General features: G+C 59.2%; 21 protein-coding genes. 12 read left to right on the top strand and 9 right to left on the bottom strand.

Translation table 11 applies throughout. The annotated features are described in order from the left end of the window. Window positions 1-28: 28 nt before the first annotated feature. Entirely contained in the window at window positions 29-1,549 is a 1,521-nt protein-coding gene (locus tag NYR50_RS21100; protein ID WP_174010029.1) for an O-antigen ligase family protein, read from the top strand. 16 nt (window positions 1,550-1,565) lie between these two features. Next, window positions 1,566-2,771, top strand: a complete 1,206-nt coding sequence (locus NYR50_RS21095) for a glycosyltransferase family 4 protein (RefSeq protein WP_174010030.1) — start codon at window positions 1,566-1,568, stop codon at window positions 2,769-2,771. Between the two features lie 117 nt (window positions 2,772-2,888). Here NYR50_RS21095 and NYR50_RS21090 read toward each other — a convergent pair whose 3' ends face one another. Next, window positions 2,889-3,983, bottom strand: a complete 1,095-nt coding sequence (locus NYR50_RS21090; protein WP_418138018.1) for a glycosyltransferase family 4 protein — start codon at window positions 3,981-3,983, stop codon at window positions 2,889-2,891. A 53-nt stretch (window positions 3,984-4,036) separates the two neighbouring features. Next, a complete protein-coding gene (locus NYR50_RS21085) occupies window positions 4,037-5,185 on the bottom strand; it encodes a glycosyltransferase family 4 protein (protein WP_174010032.1) in 1,149 nt (382 codons plus the stop codon). Window positions 5,186-5,598: 413 nt separating this feature from the next. On the opposite strand from NYR50_RS21085, the gene NYR50_RS21080 reads away from it, so the two are divergent. Both NYR50_RS21080 and NYR50_RS21075 read left to right on the top strand, forming a co-directional pair. Further along, a complete protein-coding gene (locus NYR50_RS21080) occupies window positions 5,599-6,936 on the top strand; it encodes an SGNH/GDSL hydrolase family protein (protein WP_418138017.1) in 1,338 nt (445 codons plus the stop codon). Window positions 6,937-7,068: 132 nt separating this feature from the next. Then, the gene (locus tag NYR50_RS21075; RefSeq protein ID WP_418138016.1) at window positions 7,069-8,493 is read left to right on the top strand and encodes an O-antigen ligase family protein; all 1,425 of its coding nucleotides are present in this window, start codon (window positions 7,069-7,071) and stop codon (window positions 8,491-8,493) included. Window positions 8,494-8,546: 53 nt separating this feature from the next. On the opposite strand, the gene greA is transcribed toward NYR50_RS21075, so the two are convergent. Then, a complete protein-coding gene (gene greA / locus NYR50_RS21070; protein WP_174010035.1) occupies window positions 8,547-9,029 on the bottom strand; it encodes a transcription elongation factor GreA in 483 nt (160 codons plus the stop codon). A gap of 271 nt (window positions 9,030-9,300) precedes the next feature. Between greA and NYR50_RS21065 the strand changes: the two genes are divergently transcribed. Then, window positions 9,301-10,698 (top strand): family 16 glycosylhydrolase, encoded by a 1,398-nt coding sequence (locus NYR50_RS21065; protein ID WP_174010036.1) that lies wholly within the window; start codon window positions 9,301-9,303, stop codon window positions 10,696-10,698. Window positions 10,699-10,775: 77 nt separating this feature from the next. Here NYR50_RS21065 and NYR50_RS21060 read toward each other — a convergent pair whose 3' ends face one another. The 3 genes from NYR50_RS21060 to NYR50_RS21050 all read right to left on the bottom strand — a co-directional run bounded on the left by NYR50_RS21060 (window position 10,776) and on the right by NYR50_RS21050 (window position 13,133). After that, a complete protein-coding gene (locus tag NYR50_RS21060) occupies window positions 10,776-11,690 on the bottom strand; it encodes a TIM barrel protein (protein WP_174010037.1) in 915 nt (304 codons plus the stop codon). Between the two features lie 461 nt (window positions 11,691-12,151). After that, a complete protein-coding gene (locus tag NYR50_RS21055) occupies window positions 12,152-12,487 on the bottom strand; it encodes a hypothetical protein (protein WP_174010038.1) in 336 nt (111 codons plus the stop codon). Between the two features lie 154 nt (window positions 12,488-12,641). Beyond that, the gene (locus NYR50_RS21050; protein WP_006315606.1) at window positions 12,642-13,133 is read right to left on the bottom strand and encodes a hypothetical protein; all 492 of its coding nucleotides are present in this window, start codon (window positions 13,131-13,133) and stop codon (window positions 12,642-12,644) included. A 172-nt stretch (window positions 13,134-13,305) separates the two neighbouring features. Between NYR50_RS21050 and NYR50_RS21045 the strand changes: the two genes are divergently transcribed. The 7 genes from NYR50_RS21045 to NYR50_RS21015 all read left to right on the top strand — a co-directional run bounded on the left by NYR50_RS21045 (window position 13,306) and on the right by NYR50_RS21015 (window position 19,679). Further along, on the top strand, window positions 13,306-15,258 hold the full coding sequence (locus tag NYR50_RS21045; RefSeq protein WP_418138015.1) for a BTAD domain-containing putative transcriptional regulator: 1,953 nt from the start codon (window positions 13,306-13,308) through the stop codon (window positions 15,256-15,258). An 8-nt stretch (window positions 15,259-15,266) separates the two neighbouring features. Then, complete coding sequence (locus tag NYR50_RS21040) at window positions 15,267-15,695, top strand: hypothetical protein (RefSeq protein WP_174010040.1); 429 nt, start codon at window positions 15,267-15,269, stop codon at window positions 15,693-15,695. 37 nt (window positions 15,696-15,732) lie between these two features. Continuing rightward, window positions 15,733-16,929 carry a YcaO-like family protein gene (locus NYR50_RS21035; RefSeq protein WP_418138014.1) on the top strand — a complete coding sequence of 399 codons (1,197 nt, stop codon included), beginning with the start codon at window positions 15,733-15,735 and terminating at the stop codon, window positions 16,927-16,929. Then, a complete protein-coding gene (locus NYR50_RS21030) occupies window positions 16,929-17,642 on the top strand; it encodes a TfuA-like protein (protein ID WP_418138013.1) in 714 nt (237 codons plus the stop codon). Before NYR50_RS21035 ends, NYR50_RS21030 begins: the two co-directional genes overlap by 1 nt. Then, window positions 17,639-18,787, top strand: coding sequence for a hypothetical protein (locus tag NYR50_RS21025; RefSeq protein ID WP_174010412.1), 1,149 nt, complete (start codon window positions 17,639-17,641; stop codon window positions 18,785-18,787). Before NYR50_RS21030 ends, NYR50_RS21025 begins: the two co-directional genes overlap by 4 nt. Window positions 18,788-18,913: 126 nt before the next feature. Next, window positions 18,914-19,351 carry a helix-turn-helix domain-containing protein gene (locus NYR50_RS21020; RefSeq protein WP_174010043.1) on the top strand — a complete coding sequence of 146 codons (438 nt, stop codon included), beginning with the start codon at window positions 18,914-18,916 and terminating at the stop codon, window positions 19,349-19,351. Between the two features lie 94 nt (window positions 19,352-19,445). Continuing rightward, window positions 19,446-19,679 (top strand): hypothetical protein, encoded by a 234-nt coding sequence (locus NYR50_RS21015; protein ID WP_174010044.1) that lies wholly within the window; start codon window positions 19,446-19,448, stop codon window positions 19,677-19,679. Between the two features lie 202 nt (window positions 19,680-19,881). Here the strand turns inward: NYR50_RS21015 and NYR50_RS21010 are convergent, their stop codons facing one another. The 3 genes from NYR50_RS21010 to xylF all read right to left on the bottom strand — a co-directional run bounded on the left by NYR50_RS21010 (window position 19,882) and on the right by xylF (window position 23,117). After that, window positions 19,882-20,664 (bottom strand): ATP-binding cassette domain-containing protein, encoded by a 783-nt coding sequence (locus tag NYR50_RS21010; RefSeq protein WP_174010045.1) that lies wholly within the window; start codon window positions 20,662-20,664, stop codon window positions 19,882-19,884. A gap of 18 nt (window positions 20,665-20,682) precedes the next feature. Then, window positions 20,683-21,996, bottom strand: coding sequence for a sugar ABC transporter permease (locus NYR50_RS21005; RefSeq protein WP_174010046.1), 1,314 nt, complete (start codon window positions 21,994-21,996; stop codon window positions 20,683-20,685). Between the two features lie 80 nt (window positions 21,997-22,076). Beyond that, a complete protein-coding gene (xylF, locus tag NYR50_RS21000) occupies window positions 22,077-23,117 on the bottom strand; it encodes a D-xylose ABC transporter substrate-binding protein (RefSeq protein ID WP_006315595.1) in 1,041 nt (346 codons plus the stop codon). Window positions 23,118-23,325: the final 208 nt, after the last annotated feature.

Below are 23,325 nucleotides of genomic sequence, written 5' to 3'. Positions count from 1 at the left end.
CACCAAACCCACCGATAAAGCCGCCATAATGTCGTTTACCGAAGCCCGATCAGAACAAGTCTCCTCGCAGCCTCAACCGATGGCATTTCCAAACTATGCCCGGCCGGTCGCGATCGTCGCATTCTGGGCAATTTTTCTGCTGACGCTGCTCAATCAGGGTGCCACGGACATCGAAAGCCGCATCGTTGTTACGGCTGCCATCTATCTGCTGCTCGTGCCGGCGATCCTTGTGTTCGGACCGCCCAGCGCCGGTGCGGACAAGGTGCTTCTTGCCGCCTGCTTTCTATTGGGCGCGCTCATCGTGCAGATGCTGCTGCAAACATCGGCCATGCCCGCGATGGCGCGTCCCAACCCGGCCTGGTCAACCGCCGCCCTGTTCACGCAGCTTGCACCGGCCGCAACCATCTCGCTCACACCCGCGGATGACTGGCTCGGCCTCATGAGCGCCGCCCTGCCCTTCGGCGCCTTCATGACCGGTCTGGTGATTTTCAACACCGATGAACGCGCCGCCAAAACCCTGCGATGGTTCGCAATCGCCGGCGGCTGGCTGGCGCTGTTTTCCATCGTGCAATTCGCGCTTTTTCCCGACGCGCTCGGCTTCATCCAGAAACGCTTCTATCTCGGCAGTCTGACCGGTCTCTTCGTCAACCGCAATACCGCCGCAACCTTCTTCGGCCTCATCCTTCTTACCCTCGCCATGCTGCTGCACAAAAGCCTTCTGGCGCCAGACTGGGCAATGGTGAAAGCACTCGTCGCCAATCGCCTGACCGTGCCGGCCGATCAGAAAAAACTGATACGCAAGTCTGTCTTTATCGGCGTACTCGCCGGCTTCTCTTTCATCGCTTTGATGCTGACGGGATCGCGTGCGGGAATAGCCTCCAGCCTCGCCGCACTGATTTTCCTGATCCTTTTGACCGTCTTCAATTCCGCGCCGAAAACCGGTCGCAACGGCGCTTCCAGTCGGCGAAAACAGCGCGGGTCGAGACGTCGCGCCGCACTTGTGATCGCTGTCGCCATCGCCCTGTTTGCGCTTTTCGCCAATCGGGTGGCAATACGCATGGAAACGCGTCTGGAAGACGACATGCGCTTCTGCTACATGCCCGGCATCGCGCGCGCCATCACCGACAATTGGCCGCTGGGATCAGGTCTTTCGAGCTTTGCCGAAATCTATGCCCCCTATCATGCCGCGCGATGTGGGGTGGAAGCCGTCGTCACCCATGCCCACAATGTCTATGCCGAGGGCCTTTTGACGCTGGGCGCCGCTTTTCCGTTTTACGTGGCTTTTTTCGTGCTGGTCCAACTCACAATTTTCATTCGCGGGGCCCGCAAGCGCCGGAATTATCGTTACGCATCTCATCTCGGCCTTGCAGCGCTGCTGCTTGTCCTGCTGCATTCGATCCTTGATTTTTCACTGCAAATCCCCGGCTTCGCCATGGCTTACGCGGTTTTTCTCGCCCCCGTCGTCACACTTTGCCTGAACCCGCCCGGGGTGGAGCGCGACGCGCGCAAAAGGCAGAGGCAATCTTCAGCCGTCGTGATTTCAGAATGAGCGCAGGAATTTGAGCATGCGGATATTGCAGATAACCTCGCTGTTTTCTCCGGACCGGGTGGGCGGTGCGGAAATATTCGTGGAAGACCTTGCGCGTGGGCTTGCCGACAAAGGCCACACCGTCGCGGTAGCCGCCATCTCCCGGGAACGACAGATGCCGGAAGAACGCGATGGTTTCGCCATTCATCGCCTCGGGCATACCACGCCCTTCTTCATCGGCGACTGGGGGCAACAACCGGAATGGAAGCGGAAATATTACAAAATCGCCGTGCAACTGGACCCACGCCTCGTTCGCCGGCTTGCGCGCGTCATCGATGAGTTCCGGCCGGATGTGGTCAATACCCATTCGCTGTCGGAGCTGACACCATTGATCTGGCCGATGATCCGCAAGCGCGGCATTCCCCTCGTCCACTCGCTGCATGATTTCACCAGCATGTGCACCAATGGTTCTCTGTTTCATGACGGGCATATCTGTGATGGCAGCAGCAAAAAATGCCGTGCCTTTTCCTATCTCCACCGGCGTTGCCAATGTGCGGTCGACGCCGTTGCCGGCGTCGGTCGCGATATCGTCGAGCGCCACGTGCGGGCCGGGTTTTTCACCCATGTGCCTGAGAGCCGCCGTACTGTGATCTGGAACGCGATTTCACCGCCGGACGTGCCAAAACCGCGCACTGCCCGCGCGCCAGGAGCGCCGCTGGTCTTCGGTTATCTGGGACGTATCGAAGCGGCGAAGGGAGCGGACCTGTTGATCGAGGCTTTACGGTTCCTGCCTTCACAAGGCTGGCGACTGGTCATGGCGGGCCGTGCGCCCGATGGTATCGAAGCTTATCAGCAAAAAGCAGCCGGGCTCCCGGTCGAGTTTCCGGGTTATGTCGAGGCTAACAATTTCTTCACCGGCATCGATTGCCTCATTGTTCCACCTTTGTGGCCAGAAGCCTTCGGCCGCACCGTCGCCGAAGCCATTCTGCGCGGCGTGCCAGTCATCGGCGCCAATCTCGCCGGTATTGCCGAGCAGATCGGCCCGGAAAGACAGGAACGTCTTTTCGCACCGGGCAATGCCGCCGAACTCGCCGCACGCATGGCGGAAGCGATGCGCAATCCTGCCATGCTCACGGAAACGCCTGAAACGCAGGAGCGAATTCGTCAAGGCGTCGCGCCTGAAACAGTCGTCGCGGCTTACGAAAAGCTCTATTCGGACGTACGCGGTGGCACTCAAGCCTAAGGCCGTAAACGGTGGGCCAGGAAGCGGCCTCTTCAACCTCAATCGGAACAGTTTTTCCGCAAGGGAAATCAAAGAAGCGAATGGGGAGACCTTGCTCAGAGTTCATCACGCCAATCGTCAGGCCTTAGCCTGAAAAAGCCGTGCATAGCTTTCGGCCGCTTTCTGCCACGAATATAATTTGCGGTTTTCATAACCCGCCTGGCGAAGCTTCCCTGCCAGTTCGGGATTTTCCAAAAGTCGCTTGAGGGCAGCAACAAGGCTTTGGGCATCGGCTGGATCGAACGTCAGCGCCCCCTCGCCAGCGATCTCCGGCGTCGCGGAGCGATTGGAGCACACGACCGGGCATCCAAGTTGCTGCGCCTCCAGCACGGGCAGGCAAAACCCTTCATAGGTGGAAGGGACACAAAGGCAGGCGGCGTGGCGGTAAAGTTCGGCCAGTTGACGGTCGTCTATGCCCGAAAGCCGGATCAGCCGGGCCTTCAGGCCCGGATCATCAAGCATGCCGGCGATTTCCTCCGCCTCGTCACGACCCACATGCACGATATGCAGGTTCGGCCATTTTTTGCCGATCATGGCAAAGGCTTTGCCGAGGAGAGCGAAATTCTTGTTCGACGTCGCGTTTCCGACCGCCAATATGTAGCGACCGGCAATGGGGGAGCCCGTATCGACAGCATCGGGATCGACACTCAGGGTGCTGTCGGAATGAATGGTGAGGCTTTTGGCCGCAGCAGCAGGATAAAAGCGCGCCAGATCTTTCCGCGTCGCCTCGGACACACAGACGACCCGGTTCGAGCCGGCCATCATCAGCCTGAAGATGAAATCCGTCGTCAGGGTCGCCCGCCAGCCGATCTGCTCCGGAATGGTCTTGAAATAGAGATCATGAACGAGGGTGAGGCGCCGTTTGCCGCCCAGAGGACTTCCAAATGGATCGACATTAAACAGCACATCGATGCCATGCCGGCGGCACAGCACAGGCAGCATGGCGGCCTGACGCACCACGTCAAAAACCATGATGCGCGGCCGTGGCGTCTCCATGAGCTCCAGCCGGCTGTCACGCAGGCTTTCCGGCAGCTGCTCCCTCGTCCATGGCGAGCGCAGAATGTAGTCGTCGCCCGTTTGCTCCAGCAGCCGCTCCAGCAGGCTGAAGGTTACGCGCGCCACACCGGAGGCCTTGCCGCCGTATTGACTGGGCATGTTTACGAGAATGCGCATTCTGGCCCTTCCGCCTGCCGGCATTGGCTACTTCTGTCAATCACGGGGCGAGACTACGCGGCCTCTGTCAGCAATGCGGAGACGGATCGGCACGTTTCTTCCAGCGAGAAACGGTCGCTCACATCCTCCCGCCCGCTTTGCCCCAGCCTTTGCGCCAGAGCAGGATCAGACAGGATCGTACCAAGCGCCGCCGCCAGCGCCGCTGCATCCCCCGGCGGCACAAGAAGACCCGTTTCTCCGTCACGAATGATTTCGGTAACCCCGCCACCACGCGTGGCGACGACGGGCCGCCCGCACATCATCGCCTCAACCACCACCCGGCCGAAGGGTTCGGCAACGATCGAGGTATGGGCAACCACATCCATCGACGCCATCAGTTCCGGCACATCCGAACGGAAACCAAGGAAGCGGACGCGATCATCCAGCCCCAGACGCGACGCCTGTTCGCGAATGCGCGCCTCATAGGCTTCCTGTCCGAAAAGGGCACCACCGACGATGACGGCCTGGACACCCTCCATCGCCGCAAGAGCGTCCAGAAACACATGCTGCCCTTTCCATTCGCTCAAACGGCCAAACAGGCCGACAAGCGGTTGCGGGCCAAGACCAAGCTCCGCCCGCAGCCGCGCAGCCACACCGAGGTCATGAAGCTTCGCTTTTGCAGGGTCGAAGCCGTTGTAAACGATGCGAACCTTTTCCGCCTCGCCGCCAGCCTCGATGAACGCCCGGCCCGTTTCCTCGGAATTGACCGCCACCAGCCTGGCAAAAATGCGCGCAAATGCCAGCGAAGCCCGGCGGTTGGTGGCGCTGAAAGCCGGATCGGTGACGATGTCATGTAATATCCAGACGAGCGGCCGACGGCTAAGCTTTGCCGCCACAGCACAGACAAAAAGCGCCTTTTGCGAATTGGCGCAGATCACATCAAAATGTTTCGCCTCCCGGCTCAATTGCCAGGCAACCGCCATCACATCAGCCGCTCCGCGCGCCAGCGCGCCGAAGGACGAATTACGACGGATCGACAGCATTTTCTCTCCGGCCGACAACATCACCGGCGGTCGCCCGGCCTCGGCCAGATCTTCTGCTGTAGCACCGCCACTGAGAAAACAGGCGCGCCAGGAATGCGGCCCAGCCTTGACGAGGTCCGCCAGGAAAAGCTCGGCCCCGCCCTTCTCTCCGGTATGGCTGACAAAAAGAGCCGACGTCATCGCATTTCCCCTGTCGAATGCAGCCGCGCGCAGTGACTTGGCCCTGGATTGCGGGAATGAGCGGCCGCTCCGCAACAAGAAATCACCTGTCGGAGCGCGACGAAAATATTTTCAAGGGAACCCGCACAAAATTGCACGCCGCTAGATAAAAATACCAGCATTCAGACCTTTATTCATAATAAAATTCAATAACAACAAATATAGAAGTCAAATATTCTATTTTTAGATTTACGCCAAAAATTAAAAACACTCAGCTGCGATCAGTTTTCTTTACTGTTCGGCGTTTCGCTACCTGTATCTTTTCCCTGCCCTTCGAGACCGGCTTATCCTGAGGCCAGACCAGGAGAACGACCGATGACACCGCTCAAAGACAACTTATGCATATATATGGCGCGAACGGAAGAGGTGGCGGCATGATCGGTGTAACGCTCGGTCTCCGCCCGCAGAACATCGGCGTCACCGGCTTTTCGGCGTCCGCACTTTCTCCCTTGCGCGCCCTGCTGACGGCAGGCCGGAACGCCACGATCTTCGTGAACGGCGACAGCACCGCCCATGCCGAAGCGGGTCCGTTTCAGCAATTTGCCGTGATGCTCGGCGATCTGCACGATGCGAAGGTGGTATTATACCGCTGGGCGGAATGGGAGACGAACGCCGCCACCGGGCCGAAGGCCTATGCGGATCCAGTCACCCTGCGCACCAGCAAGGGAGCAACGCTGACGCTCTATCTCGCAACTCTGCCCGGCGGCATGGCGGGCTATATGCTGGCGGAGCAGCGCGCCGCGGCGCTGAAAATTCCCCGGCCCGATCTGTGTATCATGCATCATGGCCACAACATGCAGACCTTCGAAGTGCCGGGTGGCATCCTCAGTTCCGGGCGAGCCAGCCTGCTCGGTCCGCTGGGCATGACCGAATGGCACTGGCCGGGCACACCACAGGCCATCACCACGCAGAACCCCTGGCGTGACGGGACCGGTTACGACAAGGTTTATCAGGCAATGATCGAACTGGCCCGAGCGCACCCGAACCTCACGCTGGTGGATACGCACGCCGCGTTTCTGGCGAAGGGAAAAGACACAGCCCTCTACAGGGACAATATCCACCCAAACGAGGCAGGATCCCGGCTTGTTGCGCGAACCCTGTTTGATGCCTATCTGGCTTCGGCATCCAATAGCGGCTTTGAGACGCCTTGCTGGCCAAAACTTCCTGCCGCCAATCTCATCAGCAATGGCGATTTTTCTGATTGGTCCGACTCCGCGCCAACGGGTTGGGGCCCGACTGCGCCGGGTTCCGCCATCAAAACCACGGAGGTGATCTTTTCCTCATCTTTCACCAGCAGCCTCGCTCTCTACGCGAATGGCAGCCAGACCGCCGGGGTCACACGCTATTTCCGTAATGCGGAAGCCATATCGATGATCGGCAAGACGATTTCTTTCGTCGTACTTTACAAAAACAACGAAAAACAACGTCTCCCCTACATGACTTTGGTCGTCAAAAGCGGCGGCGCAACCAGGACGATCTCATGCTCCGCCCTGCAATTCGGGGGCGCAAACATGTTCGGCAACAGCGGCTGGATGTGGGCCATCGCCAACGGAATAGCCGTCGATGCGGATATCAGTCCAACCGGATATAATTTCTACCTGCGGATCCTTCCGGCGTTCGGCACCAATGCTCCCGCCTCAAATGAACCCGTTCACATTCAACGGGTCATTGCCGTGGAAGGAGATCTGCCGAGAGGCGGTCTGATCTCATGAAGAAAAAGATAAAATATCTTGCGCGACGACGTCATCAAGCCCACTAATGGTCGCCATATTATATTTATTGCCGCGCGGTAGCGCTCTCCTTACGAGACCGATGACGACCGCCCATAAGAGATAAGGCCGCGAATGAAACGACAAGCAAATCTTGCGGCATCAAATCGCCCTGCTCTGCCAGGTTTCGTTTTGGCAATGCCGCTTTATCCTTTAAAGACATTCAATATTCCCGCTATTTTTCTCGCAATATTCGTTTTCTCCATCGGCTTCTTCATTCAATGTAATGTGCTCACCAGCAATATTGGCCTGCGTTTCCTCAACATCACCGACATGCTGGTGCTGATGACACTGCCTGTCATTGCGCTGCTCTACATTCGCTGCCTGACACCTTCCATCGTGCTGTTCTATCTGCTGCCGCTAACTGTTCTTTTCGTCCTCACTGCCCTCTTCGCCGACGCGCGTGGTGACGGCGAATTTTATACGACGGCGATGACCTATTTTTATGCGGTCTATTTTTTGTTCTTTACCTATATGCTGTTCAAGGAAAACCTCCTCGAACTGTTCTGCTGGGGCATATTTGCCGGCTTCATCGCGGTGACGATCCTGCTTTTTCTGGATATCGTCATCCATGACCAGCTTGCCTCCCTCGGATTATCTTTCATGTTCGATGAGGCTGGTGTCCTGGAGCTTGCGGCTAAAGGTGAGATAACCCCGCTGCTTTTACGCGTCGAAAAGGCAGGGGGAATCTGGCCCGTGGGCAACACGGCGGGGCCAGTCTTCGCGCTGGCCGGAGCCGCGGCCGCCTATCTCGCCGAAAGGCAAAGGCGACCTGCGCTGTTTGCCGTGTTTCTGCTCATATATCTGGCGAGCTTCACGCTCACGCTCAACCGGTCGGGCGTATTTGCCGTTCTCGCCGTCGGACTTTATTTCTACGTCCGGAATTTTTCGATCAAGATGCTGCTCAGCACCTATTTCGGCTTTGCTTTATGTGCCCTCGTCATCGCGGCCATTCTGCCGCTTGGCGCTTTCGATTTTGCGGAAGACGTTTTTTCAAAACGGTTTCTCGAGGACAGCAATAGCAGCAACAACCTGCATGAGCGGTGGGAGACGATCACCGGCGGTTTTCAGGTCATGTTCCAGCACCCTCTGGGCATAGGATTTACCGCGCGATATGAAGAGCTTGCCCGTATCGCAAAAATCGGTACCCCCCATAACGGCTTTATGGCTACCGCCTACGCTTCCGGCATGGGATTTTGCGTGATGAGCGCCTTTGCGCTGTTTTATGCGATTTTCCGGAAACGTAAGATTGGCTTTTTCGTCTATTCGGCAATCGGGATCATTATCGGCTATCAGTTCGAAGAGCTGAATTTCAATCCCGTCTTCATGGCCCATGTGGGGCTCGCCCTCGCCTACGCCGCCCTAGATCTGGACTTCAGGCTTTTCCTGAAAAACACCATGATGCGGATGCTGGGAACTGCAGATGACGCGCGCCACCGAGAAGAAGCACGCGTCATGGGCAATCCGGGTCTGAGCCCGTTATTGTCTGACAGCAGATAGCGATAAAGAGGCTCCCAGGTTGAGGGCCTCCTATGTCCGTTCCGGCACAGGCGTCAGGCCACGTCGATGATTTCGATCTCCCTGCCGGCCAGGCTGACGACTTCCCCGACCGTTTTCCCCATCAGCACCTTTGCAACCGGGGAGACATAGGACATCGTGCCCGCAGCGGGATCGGCCTCATCCTCACCGACGATCCGGAACCGTTGCGTTCGACCGTCATCGCGACTGAAGGTAACCAGACTACCGAAGGCGACGACGCCATCCGCCTGCGGATCAGGCATCAGTTGCGCGGTGCGCACCCGCTCCGCGAAATATCGCATATCCCGCAGGGGACTGGCCGAAAGGCGCCGCCTTTCATTGATGTCCTCAATTGCATTGGCAGCCTCGCAGGCTTGCCGCGCCAGCTGCAATTGCTGTTCCAGGGCCTTCAGCCCGGCCTGCGTCACCAGATTGAGATGAGGCGAGATCACCCGATCCGGCAGAACGGTTTCGGCTGCGGTTTCCGCACTGTCTTCCTTGGTAAAAGCGACGCTCAATCCTGACACTCCACTGCCGAGATGCCGCGCGGGCATCTTCCGATCCAATCTTGCCATCGCCCGTAGGGGCACGGCAAGACCACGCCGTTGGTTCAAAAACGGACATGTAGCAGGCGGAACCGGCTGATGACAACGCGGACGTTCAACAGCGCGATGCAACCAAAAGGAAACATACCCCTCATAATTCGGCCTAACGAGAGGCTTTTTGCCCTGTTAGGGTGTGCACCAGGGAGGAGTGAGGACACCAACGCGAACGGACAGGAGACGGTTCATGGCCCGCACAGTAGTGAATGCGCTTGGAGACACACTCTATTACAGCGGCAGTTCCACCGGATTTTTCTCCGCCACGGGTTCCGGCCCCCTGCTCGGCGGCACTGCCGGCAATGATTCCATGTGGGGCGACAGTTCCGTAAACGTGACGATGGCGGGCGGCACCGGCGACGATATTTATTATCTCTATTCCAGCATCAATCGCGCCGTGGAAAATGCCGGTGAAGGCATCGACACCATCGACACCTGGATGAGCTATACCCTGCCCGAGAATTTCGAAAACCTGCGGGTAACCGGCGACGGGCGTTATGCCTTCGGCAATTCGCTCGATAATATTATCACCGGCGGATCGGGCAGCCAAACGATCGACGGCGGGGCCGGCAACGACGTGCTGATCGGCGGCGGCGGTGCAGACACCTTCGTTTTCACGAGCGGCAACGGCACGGATCTCATCATGGATTTCAGCGCCAATGACACGATCCGTCTCAATGGTTACGGCATCACGTCTTTCGACCAGCTTGTTGGCAATGCTACACAGCAGGGCAACGACCTCTGGCTCAATTTTTCGAATGGCGAAGCCATCGTTCTTGCCGGGACCACCGTCGACGATCTTCAGGCCGATCAGTTCGAACTCAGCCTCGACCGATCGTCCTTTACCCAGACCTTTGCCGATGAATTCGACGCGCTGTCGCTGCGCAGTGGCGGTCAAGGTATCTGGGATGCCAAATATTGGTGGGCGCCGGAAAAGGGAAGCTCACTGACGGCCAATGGCGAGGCGCAATGGTACGTCAACCCCACTTATGCCGGCACGGCGGAGGTCAATCCGTTCAGCGTTCAAAACGGCGTCCTGACCATCACCGCCGCGGAAACCGCGCAGTCGATCGCCGATGAAGTCGAGGGTTACGACTATACGTCCGGCATGCTGAACACCTATTCCTCCTTCAGCCAGACCTATGGTTATTTTGAAATCCGGGCGGATATGCCGACCGACCGGGGCGCATGGCCGGCCTTCTGGCTCCTGCCGGAGGACGGATCCTGGCCGCCGGAACTCGATGTCATCGAAATGCGCGGCCAGAATCCCAACACGCTCATCATGTCCACCCATTCCAATGCCACGGGCGAGCAGACATCGGTCATCAACAATGTCAGCGTGCCGAGCACGGATGGGTTTCACACTTACGGCGTCCTGTGGGATGCCGAACATATCACCTGGTATTTCGACGATGTCGCCGTTGCTCAGACGGATACGCCTGACGATATGCATGACCCCATCTATATGGTCGTCAACCTGGCCGTTGGCGGAATGGCGGGAACACCATCGGCCAGCGACTTCAGCGACGGCTCACAGATGATGATCGATTACATCAGGGCCTATTCGCTCTCCGACTGGGCGGCATGACTTAAAACACCCGCAATCGTATTGACTGCCGGTGTTTCACATATCAGCTCGTCGCGACTGAGCCCTATGCGAGTGCATCACTCGGCAGCGAGCTGGGTGCGTGCAGCATTCAGCGACATCAGATGCCGCGCCGTTTCGAGGCTTGCCGGCTGCTCGGCACGGTAACGGCGGCCGATTTCCATCATCAGCACGGTGTCCGGCAGGAAGGTGAGTTCCGAGAAAATGTCCTGCCAGTCGATATCACCCCAGCCGAGTGGCATATGCAGGTCGCCGATGCCCAACGCCGTGCTCTCCTGCGGGAAATAGGGCTCATAAAAACCCTGCGGGCGGCCGAAGGAATCGTGCACATGCAGGTGACCGGCAACCGGCGCCATGGCGCGAAGCTCCGCGCGGAAGTCGAGGCCACGATAGGTGGATTCGAGATAGGCATGGCTGAAATCGATCAGCGCCACGACATTGTCGTGACCGAGAGCCTTCACGGTCGCGGCCACCTCGGTGGGCGTCTGGCGATATTGGCCGGGTTCGGTGGAAAAGATGTTTTCAAGGGCAATACGCACGCCATAGGGCTTGCAGAATTCCGCCAGTTCGAAAAGCGCTTCCCGTTCACGGGCATCGGCATCGGCCCGTTCGGCAATCTGGTCGGCACGCAGCGCGCCGCTGTGCTGAACGAGGATACCCGCACCGATACGATCGCAGAGAACGGCGAGCGCCTTGGCGGCGTCGATCTGGTAACGGCATGTCACCGGATCCATGAAATTGGACGACACCAGACCATGCACGGTGTAGCGGAAGCCGAACTGCTTTGCGAGCGCCACGAAACGCCCGGCGCGTTCCTCGATGATGCGGCCGCCGGCGATCAGGTCGAGGCTTGTCACCGCGATCTCGACGGTATCGCAGCCGATATCGGCAAGCGCGCGCAGATCGCTTTCGAGTGTGGCCAGTTCGCCGTCGTCCGAGCCGGCATTGAAGCCGGTACCTATAAGATTGCTCACGTCGTCATCTCCAGGGGTAAAAAAGGTCATACGGGGCCGTGCGACAGCGCAACGCGCCGTGCCGCATGGAAACAGGTCCGGCCGGTCTATTTTGACGTCGTCCATGCCGACCGACGCGATGTCGTCAGAAAAGTCCACGGTCGCCGCCGCTCGGTGGAAAGCGACGGGAACATGGTGATCGGTTTGCGTTGAAACCGATCATTCAATTAAGTTTCTTCATTTACAGCTTTATGACATTTCCGGGCGTGATGAGCGGGATATCCGCGAATAGACACGCGGCGTCATCGGGAAAGAGCGCGCAAGAGACTGTTGGGAAAGGCTGAAACCGGTGCCCGGTTGATGAAACGGCACCTGTGGCCGCGAAGGCTGTAAATCTGGGATAACCAGGCGCCCACGCGGCGTGGCGGTGGTGGCCCTGAGCGATCCGCGGACCGAAGACAGCGGTCTTCGGGAGAGAGCTATCAACCGAGATTATGGACCATGAAATAGATCAGCCAGCAATGCGCGATCGCTAATATCGCCCACGCCCATTTTGCGACCCTGATATCGGCATCGACAACCGTATTTCGTATCTCGAGCCCGCCCGGCGCACCCTCGGACCGATCATCCAAAGCGGAAGATGGCGGCGTCTGGGAGATCGGCTCACTGACAACATAAAGCATGTCGCTGCGCAGAAGTGGACGCGACACATCCTCAACGCTCTCCGCATCGGAAAGCGCACTGTCGCCGGAAGCACAGCCCACCGCCACAAGCTGCGGTGATATCCCCCTGTTACGCACATTACCTCTATTGGGCATCATAATGTTCCACACAATAAAAATAAAAATATTCCGGTGACATCAGGTAAAGCAGCGCTTTACCGGGCATGCTGCGATGTGCACGACCCCCGCCGCGTCAATCGCCCCTCTTTCTCCACGCCTTGCGCGCCCTTGAGGCAAAGCGTCCCCACGATCAGGGCGCCAGCTTTTCCGGCAGGCCACGCCCGCCTGCGTAAGGTTTTGCCTCACGCTGGATCAGGAAGACGGACTTTTCCACCGGCAGCGGCTCGAGCGTCCGATAACGCTGAAACCGCCTGGAATATTCAAACCGGATGAGCCTGTCGTCGAACTTCCCCGCCAGAACGCGATAGCCGTTGACGAATTCATTCAGGATTTCCAGTTCTTCTCCCCACACCCAGCCGCCGTAAGACGTTCCTTCATTCGACCGCAGCACGATCTCGAAAAAATGCCCGCCTGCCACCAGCGGCATGCGAAAGAGAATATCGAGATTATCCTCGTCTTCTTCGTCGCCTTTTTCCACCGACAGTCTGGCATGGGCGACCTTCGCATGAACAAGCGCCGAAACCGGATAAAAAGGCCGGCCCTTGAACCACATGAATTCACTGACCGCATAACCGACATCGTCGGCACGCTGGTAAGGTTCGGTACGCGGCTCGAACGCCATGTAGCTTCCGTTAAACGCGATCACTGTCGAAAATTCCCGATGCCTGCCCGCCGCATATCCGCTGTTTTCCGCCCGTCATTCATTCTTCTGTTTCCGACAATAGGCAGGCCGCGTCACACCAGCGTCAAATGGAACGCTATGATGACTTTCAATTTCCCGAGCACATTGTTAGATGATGTTTCATGAGGGGATGAACGTGGCTGGGAACGCTGAACTGATACCGATTCGGCTATTTGGCACCCCGCGCTGTGAAGCGGTGCGGGACGCATTTTTTCCGTCCAAGGGCTTTGCCCTCACCGCCGCCCTCATCCTTGCGCCGAACCAGTCGCTTTCCCGCCAGTATGCCGCATCGCTGCTGTGGGAAAATGTCGAGCAGAAACGGGCGCTTGGCAATTTACGGCAGCTCATCCTGCGCCTGCAGAAACTTCCCAATGAGGATGATGCCATCCTTCTGACCGAAGGGAACGATTTGAAGGCCGGGGCACTGGCGCAGCGCACCGATCTTGCCATCTTCCTGGCCGGTGCAAGAGCCGAAGACCCGATGCGGCGGCTCAATGCCCTGCTTGAATTCGGCGGCGATCTGCTGGAGGGGCTGGAGGCCGGGCAGGATCATCTCTACCTGTGGCTGCTTTCGGAGCGCCGCCGCCTCAAGGACCTGTTCTTTTCGAGCTATACCCAGCTTCTGGAGGAATTGACGCGGTTTGGGCGTGCGAGTTCCAACGACATCGCCAGACTGGCCGAATGCGCCTGCAAGATCGAACCGGAGCGCGAGGAAACTTACCGCGCCGCCATGGCAGCCTATGCGCGCGGGGGCAACATCAGCGCCTGCGAAGGCATGTATCAGCTTCTGCTGGAACAACTACGCCAGGAGGATCGCTCGCCTGAAGCGGAAACCGTGGCTCTGAAACGGCGGATACAGAGCCTCGCGGCAACGATAACAGGCCCGGCGGAGCCCGAAGAGGGCAGCCGCCGAAAAGCACTGGCAAAACCGCGTGTCGCATTCGTTCGCCCGGCCCGGGTCGACGGGCAGCCGGTCCCGGCGGTTATGCATGCCTTTGTTGAGGATGTCGCCAACAGCCTCGTCCGATACCGCACCTTCACCGTGCTTTCGCCGCACAGCACCTTTGCGCTGGCCCATGACCGGGTTGACGACAGCTACGCCATGCTGCGGGCGGATTACCGCATCATCTCCACGGTCTTCGATGACAGCCGCATGTCCGTTGCGCTGATCGAGGATGCGAGCGGCGAAATCGTCTGGTCGCTGGAGGCGGTCCTGACCGAGCGGCATATCCACGCCGCCTTCCGGCTGCTTACCAAACAGGTGGCGGCAGCACTTGCCCGCGAAATCGAGCGGCTGCAGGTGGAGCCCGACCGTAACCATAGCGGCGAAGCCTACCGGCAATTGCTGGAGGGGCAGCAGCTTATGCGCGGCAAATGCGACCTGCCGCTTCTCAGGAGAGCCCGCTCCCTGTTCCGCAAGGCGGTCGATCTCGATCACAGCCTGGCGGTTGCCCGCGCCCGGGTGGCGCAGAGCCTGCAGCTGGAATGGCTGATGCTGGGCGGCAATGACCCCCACCTGCTGCATCGCGCCAAGGCGGAGGCCGATGCTTCTGTCGAGATCGATCCGGCACTTGGCGTCGGGCACTGGATGTGCGCCGTCGTGGCGCTTTACCAGCGGGATTTTGACATATCCGCCGAAAAATTCTTCGAGGCGGAGGCGCTGGCGCCCAACTCCGCCGATCTCCTTTTGCAGCATGCCGATGCGCTCGCCCATTTCGGCGATGCCGAGACCGCGTGGGAGAAGTTTCAGCAGGCCATCGACCTCAACCCGCTGGCCCCGGACATCTATTGGTGGGCAGGCGCCAGCATCGCGTTCAAGCGCGAGGATTACGGCGCCGCGGTGGAACTGTGCGGGCGGATGGAAAATGACGAGCCGGCATTGCGCGTCTTGACCGCGAGCCACGCGCTCCATGGCGATTTGCTCGCTGCCCGGGAAACCGGCAGCAGGCTTCAGGAAAACTATCCGGGTATGACGGCAAGGGAGATCAGCAGCCTGTCTCCGGACCGTGACCCGATAGCGAATGAAAAATTCTATAACGCACTTCGATTAGCCGGGATCAAATAGGAGATATTATGTCCTCGCATTTCTTTATTGTCGGAAAAAAGGGTTTTGGCGTTCTTTTCATTCGCACGGCGCCGCTTCGGGTTGCGTCCGTATCGCATGAGACGATTGCCGCTTATGAAGCCGGCCATCCGGGCGTGGACGGTTATGCCCGCGTGGCTGCTGCCGCAAAGTCCATGCTCGTTCGTCAGGACGGCGAGCCGGAAACGGAACTGGATCAGGTGCAGATTCAAGGCATCGAAGCCCTCGTCGCCGGCGGCGCCGTGGTTTCCGAAGCCGATTTCGCTTTCATCGGCGAAGTCGTCGATGCCGGCTGGGACTTCAACCGCATGGTGCAGGCACCGATCGAAGCGGCCCTGAAGGCCGTCGGCCCGGCGGGTTCCGTCACCGGCGAACTGTTCGACGCCATCCTTGCCGACGACAGCAACACGGCGCGCTGATGGCGGCCCTCTTGCCTTGAACGGCGCCGATGCTCCCATGTCAGCGACCGCGGCTTCAGGGCAAGCAGACGCTTCATTCTTCGATCCCGGACTGCTTCGGCGGTTCGGGATTACCCGCGTCGGCGATGTGACAGGCCTCGATATTATCGGTATCCCCGTCTGGTTTGCGGCCCGGCCCAATTCGCGCGGCCTCTCCGTCTCGCAGGGCAAGGGGCTTTTAGCCGACCAGGCCCGGCTATCGGCGATCATGGAAGCGATCGAAGGCGCGGTTGCCGAAGAAACCCGCAGACACGTTGCGGCTTTCGGCTCCATCGAGGAGATGCGGAACAAAGGCATTCCGCTCATTCCCTTCGAAACCGTCGGCCGGATCGATCCGGACGCTCTCGATCTGCGCAGGGAACGCGCCTGGGTGAAGGGAACCTCGATTCGCCGGCAACAGGAGGTCTTTGCCCCTTACGAACTCATCGGCATGGACTTCCGTGCGGACTTCCCATGGGACCGGCAGGCCTTCCGCATGAGCTCGCAAGGGCTCGCTGCCGGGTTCGACCATGATCATGCGGTTCTCCATGCCCTGCTTGAACTCATTGAAAACGACGCCAGCTTTCTCGTCGATACGTTCGAAACGCGCGCCATAACGCCGCAACCGTTTCTCCTTTCGGCAGGAATGGACTCGCTCCTCGATGATCTCGTTCAACATCTTTCGAATATCGGCCTGCCGCCGTCCTTCTTCGATCTGACGAATGCGCTCGGCGTGCCGGTGGTGATGGCGAGCCTGCCCCGCTCGCTTCAGGCTGAGGACGGGCCGGCCACCCGCAGCGCCGCGGGTGCCGCCTGCCGACCAAGCGCCCATGCCGCCGCCATGGCCGCACTGCTGGAGGCGATCCAGTCGCGGCTGACCGATATCAGCGGCGCAAGGGATGACCTCTCCCCACTGCGCTATCAACGCGACCCGTCAACATCGGGCCACACGGCCTCCGGTGCGCGGTCGCTCCCTCAGATGCCAGCCGATCTCAATTTTTCACAAAGCGATCTATCTCTGCCGCCATGGCGCCAGCTGGCGGAGTACCTCTTCGCCGGCGGGATCGAGGATATCCATGTCTTTCCGCTGGAAACGGAGGTCTCCGGCCTGCATGTCGTCCGGGTTCTCGCAAGCGGCCTCACCCCGGTCGGCGGTGGCCTGCAACACATCTCGCCGCGCACGCTCGATCACCTGTTGAATCTCGGAGGTACCTGATGAAGCCGGTGGTTTTTGCAGGACCGTCCATCCACGGCATTCCAGACGAACATCTCTCCGGCCTCGAACGTCGCGGACCGGCGGCCTGCGGTGATATTTTCGACGCGGTGCGGCAAGGTGCGCGGGCGATCGGGCTGATCGACGGTCTTTACGGCGATTGCGCCGCCGTGTGGCACAAGGAAATCCTGTTTGCACTGTCGAGCGGTATCGCGGTTTTCGGCGCCGCCAGCATGGGGGCGCTGCGGGCGGCGGAATGTGAAGCCTTCGGCATGATCGGCATGGGCGATATCTTCGAAGCCTATCGCGACGGACACCGTGTTTCCGATGCGGACGTGGCGGTGAGCCACGCGCCCCGTGAACTCGGCTACCGCCCGCTGACGATCGCTCTGGTCGATGCCGAGGCCACGCTCGCCGTCTGCGGTGATGCCATCACGCCCGAGGAACACGACGCGATCGCCTCTGCCGCCCGCACCCTGCATTTTACCCGCAGGACCTGGCGCACCATCACCGCTGAAGCGGGTCTTGGCCCCGCAACGGCAAATCTGCTCGCCGCCCATGCGGCATCCACCAAACGAAACGATGCGGCCAGACTTCTGGCGGCGCTTAAGGCTGAGCCATTGCCATCCCAGTCGCCGCAATCGTGGAAACTGCAGAACACCCTGTTTTTCCAGCAATTGGCTGCACGACGGGTAGCGGGAGAAGAAGCGTCTTGACCGCCGCCAATCCCCTGCCGCTGGTGCCCGATTGCGGCGGTTTGATCCGCACGGTCGCGCTGGCATTGCCGGCAGCTTTTTTTGCTAAAAGCGGGGTGGACGACACCGTTTCACCGCTCATCCCAATCGGAAACCTGCTGTCTACCCTGCCTTCTGATATCATCGCCATTATCGCCATCGATAGTGCCTCTCTGACCTCGGCACGAAACTGGCTCGCGAGCCTGCCAATCCGCTGCATCCTCGAAGTTGTGCCCCTCTCTGGAACCGACAACATCCCGCATCCGTGGATACAGGACATGTTCCATGTGCGGACAAGTGATCGAGGGCGGGAAGTTGCACCGGAACTTGTCCTGGCGGCGGAAAATACTATCGGCCCTGTTCTGGCCGAGCATCTCGGCGCGGCTGTCACGCATACGGATGTAACCCTGGCAGGCGGCAACCAGCTTGTCGGCGCGGATTTTCGGCTGGTGGGCCATTCCAGCCTTGTTGAAAACAGCGTGATCGGACGGCGGGCGGCCGCTCCCGCACATCGGCGGCGGAAAATTGAAGGTCTCGACGGCAGAAGCGTGCACAGTTTCGGATATCGGCCGCAAGACCTCGGCAATGTCCCTTTCGATCTTCCGGCGATACCGCTCGACCCGGCAGCACTCGAGGGAAAGATGCACCAGTGCGGTTTCCACGTCGATCAGTTCGTTTCCGTTACCGGTCTCGAACACGGTGGCCGTCCGCTCCTGCTCGTCGCCGATCCTGTCGCGCACGGCGGATGCAATGTCCACGCCGCAACCGAGCTGAAACGAAAACTGGACGCCTCGGCCCTCGCGCTTGCACGGCAGGGTTTTGCGATTGAACGTAACCCCATTCCGGTTGCGCCTGCTATCGATACCAATAAGTGCCTGCCCAGACTTTACAACAATGTCGTTCTTGAAAATGTCACACGTTCCGGTCAGAAACGGCCATTCGTCTGGATTCCGCATTTCGGCGACACTGAAACGCTTGAGGAGTTCGACACGGTGAACCGAAAAATCTGGGACGGGCTGGGCTTTCAGCCTGTCGGTGTAGTCGGATGGAGCCACCTTTCGAGTCGCAACGGCGCGTTGCGCTGTGCAATAAAGATTGTAGATCGCGATCCGGACACAAGATTATGAATGGAAAACCCTGGCGTTTTGTCAATAAAGGTTCACAATACCCGTGGAAATTGTATTGAATATACACCTTCAACAATATTAATTGACGGCCATCGAATTTAATAACCTCAACAGGAGGATTTTGTAATGCAAGCCAAACTACCCAGCCCGATCGATGTCCATGTGGGCACGCAGATCAGAATGCGCCGCAAATCGCTTGGCATGAGCCAGAGTGCGCTGGCCGGGCGACTGGGCATCACCTTCCAGCAGGTCCAGAAGTATGAAAAGGGCGCCAACCGCGTCGGCGCTTCCCGTCTGCAGGCCATCGCGTCGATCCTCGGCGTGGATGTCAGCTCCCTGTTCGCCAATGCGACGCCCGATGGCGACCCCGCCAACCCGGCGCTTGGCACGATCAATGCCATGCAGAGCTTCGTGGCTTCGAATGAGGGCTTCTCGCTCAACCAGGCGTTTTCGCGTATCAAGAGTTCGACCGTGCGCAGAAGCATCGTTGCCCTCGTGACATCGCTCGCCGCGAGCGAAACAGCTGAAAATGCCGCCAGGCCGACGGACAAAAGCGAGGATTGATGCAGGTGTGACGCTCGCGTGACGCTCGATATGGTCGAAAATGAATAACGCGAGATCAACGCGTTTTCATACTGTCGACTGTCGAGAGGGAATCATGGTGGCGTCTACCGCAGCAATACTTGAACAGGACAATGCAGACGAGATTCTGGCGCTCGGGCGCATGGTTTCCTATCTTTGCCAGCGCTCCAAATCTCTGGAACTGGGCATGTCGACCTATTTTCTGGAAATGGCATTGTTATCGCTAGCCCAGGACATCAATCAGCATGGCTTGCCACATGCCGGCGCAGAGATGAACGGCAGCGGCTTCGCACACGCCGAACTACATTAAAACCAATCCATTTTTAACGACCGCGTCTGCAATTGCGCAGAGCCGCAGACATTTTTCGTCTGCGGTTCCGGCTGGGCTGAAACACACCGGACGCAATATATTTTAGAGTCTACCCCAAGAACTTTTGTTCCCAGCGTTTGTCGAGGCCCGGTTTTTACCGGGCCTCGATTATATCGGACGTAAAGACTGCCAGATCCTGTCGTCAGGAGACGACTGCGCCCGGCCCCGCCACCGCGCCCGCAGGCACCTTGCCCAGAATGATCATGCCGAGAACCTCGTCCTTGGTGACATCCTCAGTCCGCGCATGACCGACAACCTTGCCGTTTTTCATGACGAACACCCGGTCAGCGAGATCGAAGACGTCATGGATATCGTGGCTGATGAGGAAGATGCCGATGCCCTGCCGTTTCAGTTCCTTGACGAGATCCCCCACCTGCGCCGTTTCCTGCGGCCCGAGCGCTGCCGTCGGCTCATCCATGATGAGGATACGGGCATCGAACAGAATGGCGCGGGCAATGGCGACCGACTGGCGCTGGCCGCCCGAGAGCGCCTTTACCGGTTCCTTGAACCGCCGGAAATTGGGGTTGAGGCGTCCCATCACCTCGCGAGCCGAGGCCTCCATGGCGACATCATCAAGCGTGCCCCATTTCGTCTTCAGCTCGCGGCCGAGATAGAGATTGGCCGCCGCATCGACATTATCCGCCACCGCCAGCGTCTGGTAGATGGTTTCGATGCCGTATTTCTTGGCGTCGCGGGGATTGCGGATATCCACATCCTCGCCATTGATGAGGATTTCGCCACCGTCGCGTCTATATGCGCCGGACAATATCTTGATGAGCGTCGATTTGCCCGCGCCGTTGTGGCCGAGAAGAGCGACCACCTCGCCGGGGAAAAGATCGACTGAGGCGTTTTCCACCGCATGGATACCGCCAAAGGAAATGGAAATATTGCGCATTTCCACGAGGGGCGTGACTTGTTCCGTCATTGGGATTCTCCTCGGTTCTTACTTGGCGCGGGAGCGGTAGATGGTGTCGAGCCAGACGGCGACGACCAGGACCACACCGACGACGATGCGCTGGAAGGGCGTATCGATGCCCACCAGCACCATGCCGGATTGCAGCGATTGCATGACGAGCGCGCCGAGCATCGCGCCCGCTATGGTGCCGACACCGCCGGCAAGCGAGGTGCCGCCGATGACCGCGGCCGCGATCGTATAAAGTTCGTCGAGTTCACCTTGGGCATTGGTGGCCGCGTTGAGGCGTGCGGTCGAGATCGCCGCAGCGATGGCACACAGAACGCCCATCAGCGTAAAAATCTTCACCGTAACCCATCGGGTCTTGATGCCGGCGAGCTCCGCCGCTTCCGGGTTACCGCCGATGGCGAAGACGTACCGTCCGAAGCGAAGCCTCGTCGCGATGAAGGTCATGACAGCACCGACGGCGAGCGCCATCAGCACGGGAATGGCAATGCCGTGCGGAATGAACAGGCCGCCATCCGGCCAGGCTATGCCATTGGCGTCGGCATAGTTGCGGGCGATGTTGATCGGCCAGGGGTAGCTGTTGACGACAGCCACAAAACCCACAACGATAAAGCAGCCAAGCGCCACCAGGAAATATTCCGCCCAGACAGGCCGCAGCGGGAAACCGAAACGGCGACGCTGGTGGCGGGAATTGAGGATTGCCGCGACAATGGCGACACAGGCGATGACGGCAGCGATCCAGCTCCATGTCGCACCGATTGAGCCGCTGGTGCCGCCGCCCATCAGGCGGAAGGTAGAATCCATCGGCGCCACGGTGCGACCGCTAGTGACGAACCATGTGCCACCGCGCCAGACCAGCAGACCGCCGAGCGTGACGATGAAGGACGGCACGTTGAGGAAGGCGATGATCGAGCCCTGCAGCATGCCAATTGCGCCGCCGACGAGAATGCCGACCAGAAGCGTGACAATCCATGTCGCCCAATGTTCGAAGCCGAGGAGCTGCGGCAGGATTTCCGCCTGCATGACACCCATGATCATGCCGGAAAAGCCGAGGATCGATCCGACCGACAGATCGATGTTGCGGGTAACGATGACGAGCACCATGCCCGTCGCCATGACAGCCACGGACGCAGTCTGTACCGAAAGGTTCCAGAGATTTCGCGGCGTCAGGAACAGGCCGCCGGACAGGATATGAAATCCAATCCAGATCAGAAGAAGCGCGCCGACCATGCCGAGCAGCCGGGTATCAAGTTCCGTGGCGCTGATGAAACGCGAAATAGAGCCCGTCTTTTCCGTCTTGGGGGACGTCGTGGAATTGGATTGTGTCATGTCGGCCATGGACTGCCGGTCCTCCTTACATCTGAAAGGCGCCGCGCCACTTGGTGGTGACGCGGCGCCCAAACATCAACCTAGCGGTCTCAGTTGCAGGCCTTGACGGATCCGGCCTTCACACCCTGGCAGGCCGTTTCCTTCTTGATCCAGCCGGCGTCGATGACAGTGCCGAGATTGTCCTTGGTGATGGCGATCGGCTTGAGGAAGACCGACTGCATCGTGACCTTCTTCGGCCCGCCATCAAACGCGGTGACGCCCTTGATCTCGGTCATCTTCTTGCCGCCGGCCAATGCAAGCGCGATGCCGGCCGCTTCCTTGCCGAGTTCGCGGCTGTCCTTCCAGACGGATACCGTCTGTGTGCCGAGCGCAACGCGGTTGAGCGCGGCGAAGTCAGCGTCCTGACCGGAGACCGGAACCGAACCCGCCATGCCCTGCGCGGCGAGAGCGGCGATTGCACCACCGGCCGTGCCATCGTTCGAGGCGACGACCGCATCGACCTTGTTGTTATTCTTGGTCAGGAACTGCTCCATGTTCTTCTGGGCATTTTCCGGCTTCCAGCCATCGGTATAGGCTTCGCCGACATTCTTGATCTTGCCCGACGACATGGCGGCCTTCAGCACTTCCTGCTGGCCGGCAAAAAGGAAGTCCGCATTCGGATCGGAAGACGAGCCCTTGATGAAGACGTAGTTGCCTTCCGGCTTGACCTTGAACACTTCGGCGGCCTGCAGGCGACCGACTTCCTTGTTGTCGAAGGTGATGTAGAAGGCGCTCTTGTTTTCGATCAGGCGATCATAACCCACGACCGGAATACCCTCGGCAACGGCCTTTTCAACGGCCGGGCCAATCGCGTCGCTGTCCTGCGCCAGGATGATCAGCGCGTTGGCGCCCTGGGAAATCAGCGATTCCACGTCGGTCAGCTGCTTTGCGGCGGACGACTGCGCATCGGCGGAAATATACTTCGCACCGGCCTTGTCGAGTGCTGCCTTGATGGCCGCCTCATCCGTCTTCCAACGTTCTTCCTGGAAATTCGACCAGGAAACGCCAACGACGAGATCAGCCGCGATGGCGGCAGTGTGCAGGGAAACGAGTACGGCAGTACCCGCCAAAAGCTTGGCAAACGAATTCATGATGTCCTCCCGGTAGGGGCGAAGCCCCGCACCTCCATGCAGGGAAAACGCCCGGAAAAAGCTGTCGGTCTCTGTGGTTTCACAATTTTCTCGACAGTCGAGAAAATTAATGTCAGAGATTCCCCATGCTGTCAACAACGGCTGCGGGCAGCATCCGGGTGCCTTGATCTTGCTCGTGGCATGCGCCATCAGAGGGGATAAGCACGAC

The sequence above is a fragment of the Agrobacterium sp. El2ro-1b genome (assembly GCF_048298475.1).
GTDB classification, from domain to species: Bacteria; Pseudomonadota; Alphaproteobacteria; order Rhizobiales; family Rhizobiaceae; genus Agrobacterium; species Agrobacterium fabrum.
Note: the sequence above shows the minus strand (reverse complement) of the source record. Positions and strands in the feature narration are given on the sequence as shown.